Consider the following 13,004-nt stretch of genomic DNA (forward strand, 5'->3'; position numbering starts at 1 on the left):
TAGCGGTTGGGCACGCTACATGCTTGGATGCGTCCCATTCTCGAGGAGGCACCATGCGACCACTCGGCATTCTCGGCTGGCTCCTGATCGTGGCCGGGATCGTTGTGCTGGCACTCGGCGGGTTCAGCTACGTGAAAGAACGGCACACTGCGCAGGTCGGTCCGATCGAGGTGGGCACGGTGAAAAAGGGATTCGTTTCGCCCGTCGCCGGCGGGATCGCCATCGTGCTCGGGATCGTGCTCGTCGTGGCAGACGGACGGCGCACGCGCACGTAGTTTCCGCTCAGCGCTTCCCTTCTTCCGCGCCTAACCGGGCGAGCCGCTCCCGCGCCTGTGCCACCCGCGGCTGCAGCGCGGGATCGGCGTTCGCCCACAAGGCAATGAACCGCTGATCGTGCGCCGCCGCCCGCGCCGCATCGCCGCGCGCCTCGTAGAGCTCGCCTAACCGTTCGTGCGCCAGCGCCAACGCCAGCGGATCGGTCTCCACCAGCCGATTATAGTAGGGCGTCGCGATGAACGCTTCGTACTGCGCAATGGCCGAGTCCGACTGCCCAGCGGCATCGAACGCACGTGCGAGCTCGAGCGGCAAGCACGGCGCGCACTCCGTGGCCGGGCGATTGTCGTATGCCGTGTCGCCCCGCCGAAACTCGGCGAGCGCCCGATCGGCATGGCGCTCGGCCAGCGCGATTTCGCCTAACGTAGTGTGCAGCGCCGCGCTCTGTACCCGCAGCACCGCCGTGTCGGTCACCGCCGACCGATACGCCGCGATGATCGCTTCCGCCCGATCCGGCTTCCCGATGCGCGCCCACGCCGTGGCCACCGCGAAATAGGGCCGGTCGACCGGCGCCATCGCGCCGAACGGATAACGCGCGAGCGCCGCCGTTAGGCGCGCCGCCGGGCCTGCATTCGTGTTGCGGAACCACGTCGACGCCGTGATCAGCGTGGCCGAATCGACCAGCGCGACCGGCGCGGCGCCGCCGGCCTGGGCGTACTCCTGCTCGGCGCGCGCGAGCTGGCCCTGGACGAGCGAGCGGCGGGCGCCGTACGCGAGACCGAACGACCGCGCCACATCGTTGCTCGTTCGCGCCAATGAATCGGCCAGGCGACGCGTAGCCGCCAGATCGCCGCGCGCGTATGCGATGAGCGGAGATTGCACCTCGAGGATCGGACTGCCAGGTTGCCGGCGATGCCCGATGGCATACATTGCCGCGGCCGAGTCAGGGCTTCCGCGATCGAGCTCCAGCTCCATCACGTTGACCGCCCCGATCGTCATGCCAGAGTCTATTTGCAACTCGCGGACATCGAGCGACTCGGCGCGGGCATAGAGCCGCATGCTGCGGAGCACTTCACCCATGTTGCCCACTGTCGGAGCGACACGCGCGTCGGGCAGCCGGAGCTGTTGATTGTATGCGTCGAGGGCGCGCACGCGGTCACGGTGCGATGACACATCATAGTACGTCGCCTCAATGCTCAGGCGCTCGGGGTCCGTTAGGCGGAGCCTGAGCCGGTACGCATGATCCAGCGCCGAATCGACGGACGCTTGCGGTGCGCCCATGTTGAGCAGGTCGATCGCCAGGTCGCCCCATGCCTGTGCAAAATTGGAGTCGACGGCCACCGCTTGCCGGGTCGGCCCCTCGGATTGCTGGACGTCCCCTGCCATGTTGGCGCTGCGGGTGGCGGCGCTGAACAAGCGCAGCGCTTCGAGGGACGAGGTCGTCTCACGCTCCAAGGGCGGCGTCGCCTGCACTTCGCGCAACGATTCGCCGATCTTTTCTCGGAGCGCGCGCGCGAGCTTGTCGGTGGCATCGATGAGCCCGCGCGGTCCGTCCGCGGTTTCCCGGAACGACGCGAGCTCGACGCCCGAGTCCGCGGTCACCAGGCGCAGCGTCAGGATGTACCCGCCGGGCACGCCGGTCACGTTGCCATCCACGATGGCCTGCACGCCCTCGCGTTGCGCCACCTCGCGCGCCACCGGCAGGTCGACGCGCGTCGTGGCCGGCCGGCCCATCAATCGGAGCGTCGAAGCGACCAGCGCCGGCGCCATCAGCGAAATGACCTTCGACGGCCCGAGCCCCGCCCGCACGGCATCGCTCACCACCGGGCCTAACGACGAGTCGGTATTGGCCGTGGCGAAGTCCGTGATCAGCACCGGCGCCCGGGCCGAGAACCTGCCGGCCGCCAGCAGCGAGCCCGCCGGCCCGATGCCTAACGCGCGCAGCAGCATGAAGCCGCCTACCGGCACCACGAACACGGCCACGGCCCACACGCCGCCCAGCATCGTTTTGCGCCACGACACGTGCGGGCTCGCCTTGATCGCCAGCGCGGCCATCGTGCCGTGCGTCGGCAGGCTGGGCGTCCCGCCCGGCGTGAAACTCGGCGACTGGATCACCGTCCGGCGCAACACGCGCTGCGTGTACGCGGTGAACAGAATCACCGGCAGGCCTAACGCCATGACAATGAGCGCGCCCGGGAACACCCACCCCGGCAGCCCGATGCCGACGATCGCCGCTTGCGCCAGCACCGCCACGGCGATGAACGCCACCGCGTACACCCCCAACGCCTTCCAGAACATGCGCGGTCCGCCTAACAGAACGGCCGGCATCGCCGCCCGCCCCGGATCGCTGGTCGACAACGCGTCGAGCGAGGCGAGAATCTCCGACGCCGACTGCGGACGCGCCGCCGCGTCCTTCTCGAGGCACCGCATCACGAGACCCGCGAGCGCCGGCAGCGTGTCGGGACGCAGCTCCTGCACGGCACGCGGCGCCTCGGCCATGTGCGCGGCCATGAGCCGCTGGGGCGTGCGGTTCGCGAACGGCGGTTGTCCGGCGAGCATCTCGTACGCCATGCAGCCGAACGAGTACAGATCGGCGCGGTGATCCACCGCGGGATCGCCGGCCGCCTGCTCGGGCGAGGTTTAGGCCGGCGTCCCGATCGCGGTGCCCAGTTGCGTGAGCGTGGCCGATTCCCCGTCGGTGCGCGCAGCGGAGATGGCTTTGGCGATGCCGAAGTCCGTGACCACCGCGGTGCCGCCCGAGAGCAGCACGTTGTCAGGCTTGATGTCGCGGTGCACGATGCCGCGATCGTGCGCGTAGGCGAGCGCGCGCGTCACGTCGCGGAGAATGCTCACCGTTTCGCCGGGCGAGAGCGGGCCGCGTTCGCGGAGCCGTGCGCGGAGACTTTCTCCCTCGACGAACGGCATCGTGAAGTACAGGACGCCCTTCGTGTCACCGGCGTTCAGCACCGGGACGATGTCGGCCTGCTGCAGCGACGCGGCGACCCTGATTTCGCGCTCGAATCGCTCGGCGCTGAGGCCGGCGGCGAGCTCCGTTGGAAGAACTTTGATCACGACACGGCGGCCGAGTCGGCGCTCTTCGGCGACGAAGACGCGCGACATGCCGCCCCCGCCGAGCTCGCGGTCGAGGGTGTACGCGTCGCTTAAACTCGACTGGAGGTCGTCGCGGAGTGTCATTCCGGAGGGGGGCGAGCGCGGGATGTGCCGGCGCTCTGGGATCGAAACAATCTACCGACTGCGCCGACCTGGAGCTAGATGAGCATCTCGGCGGAGCTCGGGCGCGTCCCGACCCGACGGTGCAGCGCGCGACCACGGGCGTCCATTCGAGGCTCGAACGCAACCCGTCATCAGCACCATCACCGTGGCGCGTCGCCAGCCATGATCCGAAGCACCGGTTTCCCGTTCACGTTCTCGAGCGGGAAATACACGAGATGCGTGCGCGGATCGACGGACACCGTGTGCGCGTGCGGCATGACGATGTTGCCATCGCGATGCAGCGTGATTCCATTCGCGCCCGAACGCTCGGTGAATACCGCGACGGTGCCGGACTCCGAGGACACATACAACCGGCGCCATCCCGGATCGAAGGCCAACACATCGGGATCATCGCCCACGGCCTCGGTCGAGAGCACCTTCATCGTCGAGAGATCGACCACGGCCAGCCTCGCATTTCCCTCGCCGGCTACGAATGCGACCCGGCGCGCCGGATCGAGCGCGATGCCGTGCGGCGCTTCGATGCCCGGCAGATGAAACCGTGACGTGATCTTCGCGGTCGCCGGATCGAGCGCCGCCAACTCGTTCGACTCGTGCACCGCAACCAGGATGCGCTTCGCGGTGGGATCATATACGGTGTTGCCGGCCTCGCCGCCCAACGGCACCGATGTCACGAAGGCATTGGTCGCGGCGTCGATCACCACGTCCGCACGCCCACGCTCATCGGAGACGAACACCCGCCTAACGCCAGGGACGTACGCGATGCCGTCCGGATAGTCGACGCCGCGCACGCGTGCCAGCACCGCCAGCGACCTGGCATCGACCACGGCCACCTCGTGCTTTCCCGTCACCGACGCGTACACGCGGCCCACCTCGGGCACGGCCAACACGCCGTGCACACCATCGAATGGACCCAGGTTGGCCACCACGCGGCGCCCGGCGATGTCGAACACCACCAACCGGCCGGCGTTCATGTGCGCGATGTACAGCCGATTCGCGGCGGTATCGAGACTCTGGTAGTCGAAGCGCACGGCGGGCCCGGGCATGGGCACGTCGGCCACGGTGCGAAGCACGGGCGCTTGCGCGGCGGCGGGCGCACACGCGGCGCAGAGCGCGAACAGATGCGTTAGGCGCATGGGGTCAGGGAGTCAGGGAGCGATGCGGTGGACGTACTTGATGGTGAACGTCGCGGTCAACGGCCGAGCGATGGCGCGGCTGTCCGGAAAGCGAAACGGCGATCCCGGATCGTTGGTATAGCCGGAGTTCCACACCGCGTACAGATCATCGCCGATCACCGGCGTCCAGTGGAAGCGCAGGTCGAAGTCGGTGCGGTCGAGCGCGGTCTCGTACTGCGCAAATCCGATGAAGTCCATGCGCGTCGTGAACGCGTACTCCACCCGGCCGCTGGACTGCACGGCCACGAAGCGGCCGGCCGGGAGCGAAACGGCGGTACGCGAGAGACCGCCGCCGACAATGAGATGGCCGCCCGACCGCCACGTCAGGCCGCCGTCGGTTTCCGTGCTGCGGCCATCGTAGAACCGGCCAGTCGAGAAGTGGCCGAACCCGCTCACCGCCCGGCCCGGCGAGGTCTGGAATTGCGCGCCCGACTGCGTCCACCAATACCGGCCGGCGGGAATCGACACGCCTCGCGCGATCAAGAACGGTTCGGCCGGCGCGTCCATGTCGCGAACGATCATGACCTGGACCTGATCGCCGCTCTCGAAGAGCGCGCCGATCGGGTGCCACTCGATCGACGCGCTCTGCCAGTCCCGCGCGCGAAGCACCGATCCATCGTGGTTCGCATAGATATCCCACGAAGGCAGCTCGAACAGCAGCTGCCTAACGCCGAGCACGTGCGGGCGCGGCGTGAAGTCCACGTGGCCGTAGGTCTCCCATGCATCGGTCCGGCTCACGAAGCCGAGCGCGGGTGAAAATCGCGCGTCGTACCGGGCAAGCCCGACGAAGTTGTCGAAGAGGTCGTTCGGGAAATCCGTGGCCAGCCGCCACGCGACCTGCGTGCCGGTCGCGTTAGGCGTTTGCGTGCCCGCCACCCAAATGGTTGGCTCGATGTTCTGCGTGCCGATGACCAACGGGAAATCGGCATCGAGCCCCTCCGCGGTCTCGGTCCCGCGCGCACTCGGCGCCGTACGCATGGTGGCCATCGCGCCGATGTAGGAGCGCTCGAATAGATCGTGCGTGACGCGCATCGCCACGTCGTTCGCGTCCTCGTCGCCGCCTGTCCGCGCATCGATGATACCGAGAGCCCACGGTCCGGCCCTCCCGTACACGCGCGCGCCGGCGACGATCGGCACGACGGTGCCGCTGTCTGTCAGGCCGATGCGGCGCGAATAGAAGAGCAGCGCCTTCTGGTTGAATCCGAACTGGAAGATGCTGCTGGACTCGAGGAAGAAGTCTCGCTTCTCGGGGAAGAACGTCGGAAACCGCGTCAGGTTGATCACCTGGCTGTCGACTTCGACCTGCGCGAAATCCGTGTTCACGGTCAGATCGGCGGTCAACGTGGACGTCACCGCAAGTCTTGCATCGACCCCGACCTTGGCCGTGAGCCCCGCCCCGCCCGTCCGATCGAGCACCGAATCGTGCGGCGCCTGGTGGGCGTCGGCGAGCACGTACGGTTTGATGTCGAGATCACGCGATCGGCTCACGCCGCCCAGACCCACGAGGTCGCCCGCGATGTCCAGGCGGTTGAGTCCCTCCGTTCGACGCCAGCCGCGCCACAGGTCGACTTCGTTTCGCCGGCGAATCTCCCGCCTAACGTTGAATCCAAACGCGGCGCCGCTTCCCGACCGGAATCGCAGTGTGCGAAACGGAATTCGAAACACCGCCGTCCAGCCGGACGGGTCGCGGCTCGTGGCCACATACCAGATCCCGTTCCAATCGGCGTTCTCATCCTGGGTCGTGATCTGCGCATCCCAGCGAGAGCCGTTGGGGTTCGTCTCGAACAGGTACGCGCTTCGCCGGTCGTGAAAGCTGTCGATCAGAATCGTGACGTTGTCGTCGGACGAGAGGTCGGCGTCGCGGCGGAGTTGCGTGGCCACGATCCGGTTCGCTTCGCGATCCCACGAGCGCACGGCGACGTACAGATTCTCATGATCGTGCAGCACTTTCACCACCGTGCGTTCGCTGCCCGCGGCGCCGATCGCAGGGTCCTGCTGGCGAAAATCGACGATCGAATCGGCGGTGCTCCACACACCGACATTCCATCCAGCCGTCACCGGCGGCGGCGCGTTCACTGGTCGCGCGGTGATGGAGGCGCCCGACGCCGCGCCGCGGCTCGCGGTGTCCGCTTGCGCGCCGACAACCGACGCCGCGATGAGCGACGCGACGGCGATGCAGCATCCCGCCCGCGTCAACCGCACGCACACCGCCCGCGCCGCCGGCCCGCACACGGCAGTTGGCGGCGCGTCGGACGCCGGCGCGGCCTCAGGATGCTGCGTTAGGCTTCACCGATTGCGTTTTGGCGAGCGCGGCCCCCATGGCCCGGGACAGCTTGATGGCGTCGTCGTTCGCCCAGTAGTGCATGAAATACAGATGCGGCATGTCGCCGATCATGTGGCTGTGCAGCGCCGTGATTTCGATGCCGTTATCGCGCAATACACGGATCACGGGGTTCACCTCGTTGCCGGTGAGCACGAAGTCGCCGGTGATGACCGCCTTGCCGCCGCCCGACGACTGGAAATTGATCGATGTCGCCGTGCCCATCGACGAGGGCACGTCCTCCGTGCCTTCCAGGATGCGTCCGGCCCGCGGGACGCCAACCTGGTACACGCCGCCGCTCGCATGCCCGTGGTAGCCGAGCGCCTTGGCGATGGCGGCGGTATCGAGGCCGAGCGCCGGCGGCGGCCCGGCGGCGGACGAGTCGAGCGGCGTCTTGCTGGCCTCGAGCGCGCGGCGAAGCGCCCGCGCGACGTCGACGCCCGTCCCCCGCGCCGCGATGTGCAAATACATCGGGTTGGGCACTGCGCCTAACAGATGGTTATGCAACGCCGTTTGCTCGATGCCGCCTGCCTGCAGGGCCGAGATGACCGGGCCGACCTCGTCTTCCGTTAGGACGAGGTCGCCCATGGCCATCACCATGCCGTTGGCGAGCGGCTTGAACGCCACCCAGCCCCCGAGGGCGAGCGCCGGCCGCACGGGGACGCCGCCGACCACCACGTGCAGATCGCGCCGCGGGAAGGAGAACTTCATGACGCCGCCCGGTTGCAGCGCGCCGGTGCGACCGAGCGCCTGTTCGATGGCCGTCCATGATGCGCTCTGTTGCGCGGGCAACGCCGCGGCGGACGAAGCGAGCATCGCGATGAGAGCGAGGCGTCGCACTGCGCGCGACCAGACGCGAGCCATAGGAGTCCTGCCGGTGAAGGAGTGGCCAGGGTTGATTCAGTTGCGATAATAGCGTGGATTGCGGCCATGGCAAGGAGCCGTTGGCGGGCTCACCAGGGGATCGGTGCGGCCGTCCCGGGCGCCGGCGGCGGGCGCGGCGTTCGGCTGGGCGGAGTCCTATTGCGATGCTTCAATTGTGATATTAGCAATATGGGCGTGACCCATCTTTCTGGCGTGCGAGCGCGGGCGAGCATCCGCACGTCGCGGCGCGGCCCACCTGCCCCGCTCCGCCCGTTAGACCAATAACCCCCGCATGAAATCTCGTCGCGCCGATTCGGCGGCCCCGTGGCTCCTCCTCATCCACCAGATACCGCCCAAACCGGATTACCTGCGCGTCAAGATCGGGCGACGACTGCAGCGGTTAGGCGCGGTGCCGGTCAAGAAGTCGGTGTACGTGCTGCCCGGCCGGCCGCAATCCGTGGAGGACTTCCAATGGGTCCGCGCCGAGATCATCGACGGCGGCGGCGATGCGTCGATCTGCAAGGCAGACTTCGTCGACGGGCTGACCAACGAGCAGATCGTCGCCCTCTTTCGCGGGGCCCGCGATGAGGACTACGCCGAGCTCGCGGCGGCGGCGCGCGACACGCTCGCCGCACTGCGCCGCCCCCGTCCCGACGCCGGACGCCGCAGCGCGGGCTCCGATGACGACCTGGTGCGACTCACGAAGCGGCTCGCGTCGATCACGGCCATCGACTTTTTCCGGGCGCCGGGCCGGGCGATGGCGGAGCAGTCCGTCCGCACGGTGTCGGACGCGTTGGAGCCCGCGCCGCCGGCGCCGCGGCCGCCGTTAGGCAGAGCGCAAGGCCGGCGCGTCCGCGGGCGCACCTGGGTCACGCGCACCGGCATCTTCGTCGACCGCATCGCCAGCGCCTGGCTCATCCGCCGGTTCATCGATCGCGACGCCCGCTTCAAGTTCGTCGACCCGGCCGCGCACCACGCCGCGCCCCGCGACCTCCGGTTCGACATGTTCGAGGGAGAGTTCACCCACGACGGCGACCGGTGCACCTTCGAGACCCTGCTCAGCCGGTTTGCGATCCGCGATCCTGCGCTGCGGGCGATCGCCGAGATCGTCCACGACATCGATCTCAAGGATGCAAAGTTCGGCCGCGATGAGGCGCCGGGCATCGAACGCGTGCTGGCGGGCATCGCCGCCGACAACCGCGCCGACGAGGCCCGGCTCGAACGCGGGTCGCTCCTCTTCGACGAGCTCTATGCCGCGTACACGGCGCGGTGACGTCGTTAGGCGCGCCGGACTCGGCCAGCGCTTGACAAATTGTGCTTGCAGTACGCCTCGTCATCGACGAGGCCGCTTGCTCCGCGCGCGACGGCGTTCCGTTGCCGCAATCGCGTATGCTTGGCTCGACACTCGCGCCACCGAAGCAAGCCGCCCGGCTTTCGACCGCGATACGGACGGGTCGTCACGCCGATCATGCAACGACACCCGGTGACTCTTCAAGCCCTTTATGTGTCAATCCGTTTATGTTCCCCCGTCGAGCCGAAGGTGCCTGTCGCCGTGTAGGCGCGCGGAGTCCGAGGCAGTGCGATGCCGTGCGTCGCTTGTCGGCGATTTCTCCCGTGGCCAGCGCGTTAGGCAGATGCCCTGCGCGTCATCTGGACGGGGAGGCTGATGCAGTCATGGTCACGGAGGTCGTTAGGGATGAGTCTACGACATCGGTCACACGCCAATAGCGCGCCCGTGGCGCCGCTTTCCATACGGAGAATGAGTTCCCGCCCGATCACACTCGATGACCTCCGGCGTTTTGCCATCGGCCGGAGCCTGTTTGCGCCGACGACGCTCGAGCGCGCCCTCACTCGCTTTGGGTACGTGCAGGCCGACCCGATTCGGGCACCCGCCCGCGCGCAGGATCTGATCCTCCGCCACCGCGTCACCGGCTACCGCACAGGCGATCTCGAACGGCTCTATCCCACCCTCGGCGTCGAGGAAGACTTCTTCCTCGCCTATGGTTTCGTGACCAGGTCCATCGAGTCGCTCATGCACCCGCGCTCGATTCGTGGTGTGCCTGTCACTCCCGGCGTGCCATGGTCCCGTGCCCGGCGAGCGCAAGCGGAGCGGCTGCTCGAGTTCGTCCGCGAGCGCGGGTGCGTCCATCCGCGGGAAGTGGCCGCGCACTTTTCGCCGCGTTCCGTTAGGAACTACTGGGGCGGGTCGTCCAACGCCACGACCGCCTTGCTCGCCGGCATGCACTACCGCGGCATGCTGCGCATCCAGCGCCGCGACGCGGGCATTCGCGTGTATGCGCCGCACGAGCATGGGGAAGAACCCGTGGCTGCGGGAGCGATTCGCGAGCGCGTGGACGCGCTGGCGCGAGCGGCGGTCGCGATCTATGCGCCGCTCACGACCAAAGGCCTAACGCAACTGGTGCGCCGGCTCCGGTATGCCGTCCCGCAGTGGCGCAACCAGTTGACGGGCGCCCTCGAACGCGCAACGCACCAGCTCGCGCACACGCGCGTGGACGGTGTCGAGTGGTACTGGCCGCCGGACGAGCATCCGGACCACCAGCCGGTGGCGGACACGGTGCGCGTGCTCGCGCCCTTCGATCCTGTGGTGTGGGACCGCGACCGGTTCGAGCTGTTATGGGGTTGGGCATACCGTTTCGAGGCCTACGTGCCGGCGCCCGAGCGGAAATTAGGCTACTATGCGTTGCCGCTGCAGTGGCGCGACCGGCTGATCGGCTGGGGCAATGTGTCGGTGCCTAACGGCATCCTCGAGTCGCAGATTCGCTTTGTGGGGGCGCGCGCGCCGCGCGACGCGGCATTCGCGCGGGAGCTCGACGCCGAGCTCGACCGCATGCGTGCGTTTCTCGGTGTCGCTGGATGACTGCCTGCACCTTGCAAACGTACCGCCGGCGTGTAATCAGAAACTCGGACGCGGTCTCCTGTCTTTTTCTTGTTGCCCTGTCCGTCGTGTCCGTGCTTTGTCCGCGTCTTCATGAGCGTAGATGCCGGCGTTGGCTCGGACGGATATCGCTCACCATCGGTCGCGTGCGCGCGCGGCCAATGTCAATCCTGAAACGATCCGCTGTCTTGCAGCATTTCGCAGCCGATGCCCGCCGCGGCGCAGGGTGATGCACGTGGATCCACACCATTCCGCCGCCCGAGCAGGCCATGACACACACGCCGGCCATTCGGTCGCGATGTTCCGGCGAAAATTCTGGATCGCCCTCATCCTCACGATCCCGGCCGCGATCTGGGGCGAGATGTTTGCGCACGCGTGGGGCGTCGCGCCGCCCGCGTTCCCGGGATCCCGTTTCATTCCGTTAGTCTTCGGCACCGCCGTGTTCGTCTACGGCGGTTGGGTGTTCCTCCAGGGCGCCTGGCGCGAGCTCGTGGACCGCCGCCCGGGCATGATGACGCTCATCTCGCTCGCTATCGTGGTGGCGTTCGCCTACAGTGTGGCCGTCACATTCGGAGCCCGCGGCGCGTCGCTCTGGTGGGAACTGTCGTCGCTCATCACGATCATGCTCCTCGGCCACTGGATGGAGATGCGTTCCATTTCGCGGGCCCAGGGCGCGCTCACCGAGCTGGTGAAGCTCCTGCCCAACACCGCGACGCGTCTCACGGATGCAGGCCTAACGGAAGACGTGCCGATCGGCGCACTGCGCGATGGCGATGTGGTCCTCGTGCGCCCCGGCGCGGCGATCCCCGCCGACGGCACGGTGCGCGAGGGACGAAGCTTCGTCAACGAATCGATGCTCACCGGCGAATCCAAACCGGTTGCCAAAAACCCCGGGAGCAGCGTGATCGCCGGTACCGTCAACGGCGATGGATCGCTTCGCGTTGACGTCACGCGCACGGGCGATCGCACGGCCCTCGCGGGTATCATGCGTCTCGTTGCCGACGCCCAGGCATCGCGCTCCCGCGCACAGGTGTTGGCCGACCGCGCCGCCCTCTGGCTCACAATCGGCGCGCTCGCGAGCGCGGCCATCACGGCCGCCGCGTGGGTCGCCGCGGGCGCGCCGGGCTCGTTCGTCGTCGAACGCGTGGTGACTGTGCTCGTGATCGCGTGTCCGCACGCGCTCGGCCTCGCGGTGCCGCTCGTCGTCGCGCTCTCCACCACCGTCGCCGCGCGCAACGGACTCCTCGTGCGTGACCGGCGCGGCCTCGAGCAAGCCCGCCTGGTGACGACGGCGGTGTTCGACAAGACCGGAACGCTGACGCTGGGACAGCACCGCGTCGTGGGAGTTCAGACCGACGGGTTGACGGAAAACGACGCGCTCCGCCTCGCGGCGGCGGTCGAACAGGACTCGGAGCACCCGGTTGGGCGCGCCGTGCTGGCCACGGCGACGGACCGCGCGCTCGCCCTGCCCCGCGCGGCGGACTTCCGCGCGATTCCCGGGTTAGGCGTCGAAGCAACCGTGGATGGCCGCACGGTGACCGTGGGCGGGCCTAACCTGATCCGCGAACGCAGCCTGAAACCGGCACCGGAGATGCTCGCCTTTGCGTCTAACGCCGCCGCGCGCGGCCAGAGCGTGCTCTACCTGATCGACGGCCGGACCGTTCGCGCCGCGTTCATCGTGTCCGATGCCGTGCGCCCGGAATCGCGCGAGGCCGTCCAACTGCTGCGCGACGCCGGCATCGACGTGGCGATGGTCACCGGCGACAGCCGCGCCGCCGCCGAGTCGGTTGCGCGCGACCTCGGGATCGACAGAGTGTTTGCCGAGGTGTTGCCCGCGCAGAAGGTCGCCGCGATTAAGCGACTCCAGCGCGATGGAAAGCGAGTGGCAATGGTCGGCGACGGCGTCAACGACGCACCGGCGCTTGCGACGGCCGACGTCGGCATTGCAATCGGCGCCGGCACCAACGTCGCCGTGGAGGCAGGAGACATCGTGCTGGTGCGCAACGATCCGCGCGACGTGCCGCGCATCTTTGCGTTGAGCCGCGCGACCTATCGGAAAATGGTGCAGAATCTGTGGTGGGCGGCAGGATACAACGTGGTGGCGATTCCGCTGGCAGCGGGCGCGCTGGCGTGGAAGGGTATCGTGCTCAGTCCAGCCGCGGGCGCCGTGCTCATGTCGCTGAGCACGATCATTGTCGCCGTCAATGCACAGCTGCTCCGCAGAGTGAAGCTCTAACGGCAGCCG

Annotated in this window: 7 protein-coding genes and 1 pseudogene; 4 read left to right on the plus strand and 4 right to left on the minus strand. The window is 68.2% G+C overall.

All coding sequences use genetic code 11. The features are described 5' to 3' along the window. The first annotated feature begins 53 nt into the window (after window positions 1-53). Window positions 54-275, plus strand: coding sequence for a hypothetical protein (locus VFW04_01305; GenBank protein ID HEX5177940.1), 222 nt, complete (start codon window positions 54-56; stop codon window positions 273-275). A 7-nt stretch (window positions 276-282) separates the two neighbouring features. Here VFW04_01305 and VFW04_01310 read toward each other — a convergent pair. From VFW04_01310 to VFW04_01325, 4 genes and pseudogenes are all read right to left on the minus strand, one after another. Next, window positions 283-3,468 (minus strand): annotated as a pseudogene (locus tag VFW04_01310) (protein kinase). A gap of 179 nt (window positions 3,469-3,647) precedes the next feature. Then, complete coding sequence (locus VFW04_01315) at window positions 3,648-4,640, minus strand: YncE family protein (GenBank protein HEX5177941.1); 993 nt, start codon at window positions 4,638-4,640, stop codon at window positions 3,648-3,650. Window positions 4,641-4,652: 12 nt separating this feature from the next. Beyond that, entirely contained in the window at window positions 4,653-6,881 is a 2,229-nt protein-coding gene (locus VFW04_01320; protein ID HEX5177942.1) for a DUF5916 domain-containing protein, read from the minus strand. A gap of 64 nt (window positions 6,882-6,945) precedes the next feature. Further along, on the minus strand, window positions 6,946-7,839 hold the full coding sequence (locus VFW04_01325) for a DUF1259 domain-containing protein (protein ID HEX5177943.1): 894 nt from the start codon (window positions 7,837-7,839) through the stop codon (window positions 6,946-6,948). A gap of 316 nt (window positions 7,840-8,155) precedes the next feature. Here VFW04_01325 and VFW04_01330 point away from each other — a divergent pair, with 316 nt between their 5' ends. The 3 genes from VFW04_01330 (at window position 8,156) to VFW04_01340 (ending at window position 12,995) form a co-directional block, all read left to right on the plus strand. After that, window positions 8,156-9,136, plus strand: coding sequence for a chromate resistance protein ChrB domain-containing protein (locus tag VFW04_01330; protein ID HEX5177944.1), 981 nt, complete (start codon window positions 8,156-8,158; stop codon window positions 9,134-9,136). A 486-nt stretch (window positions 9,137-9,622) separates the two neighbouring features. Continuing rightward, on the plus strand, window positions 9,623-10,741 hold the full coding sequence (locus VFW04_01335) for a crosslink repair DNA glycosylase YcaQ family protein (GenBank protein HEX5177945.1): 1,119 nt from the start codon (window positions 9,623-9,625) through the stop codon (window positions 10,739-10,741). Between the two features lie 316 nt (window positions 10,742-11,057). Next, a complete protein-coding gene (locus VFW04_01340; GenBank protein ID HEX5177946.1) occupies window positions 11,058-12,995 on the plus strand; it encodes a heavy metal translocating P-type ATPase in 1,938 nt (645 codons plus the stop codon). The last annotated feature ends 9 nt before the right edge of the window (window positions 12,996-13,004 follow it).

It is taken from the genome of Gemmatimonadaceae bacterium (genome assembly GCA_036273715.1).
Taxonomy (GTDB): Bacteria; Gemmatimonadota; Gemmatimonadetes; order Gemmatimonadales; family Gemmatimonadaceae; genus JADGGM01.

What these genes read in the sequence shown, in the direction of transcription:
- VFW04_01315 (HEX5177941.1), bottom strand. Translation starts at nt 4,640, where the DNA reads ATGCGCCTAACGCATCTGTTCGCGCTCTGCGCCGCGTGTGCGCCCGCC.
- VFW04_01305 (HEX5177940.1), top strand. Translation starts at nt 54, where the DNA reads ATGCGACCACTCGGCATTCTCGGCTGGCTCCTGATCGTGGCCGGGATC.
- VFW04_01340 (HEX5177946.1), top strand. Translation starts at nt 11,058, where the DNA reads ATGTTCCGGCGAAAATTCTGGATCGCCCTCATCCTCACGATCCCGGCC.
- VFW04_01330 (HEX5177944.1), top strand. Translation starts at nt 8,156, where the DNA reads ATGAAATCTCGTCGCGCCGATTCGGCGGCCCCGTGGCTCCTCCTCATC.
- VFW04_01335 (HEX5177945.1), top strand. Translation starts at nt 9,623, where the DNA reads ATGAGTTCCCGCCCGATCACACTCGATGACCTCCGGCGTTTTGCCATC.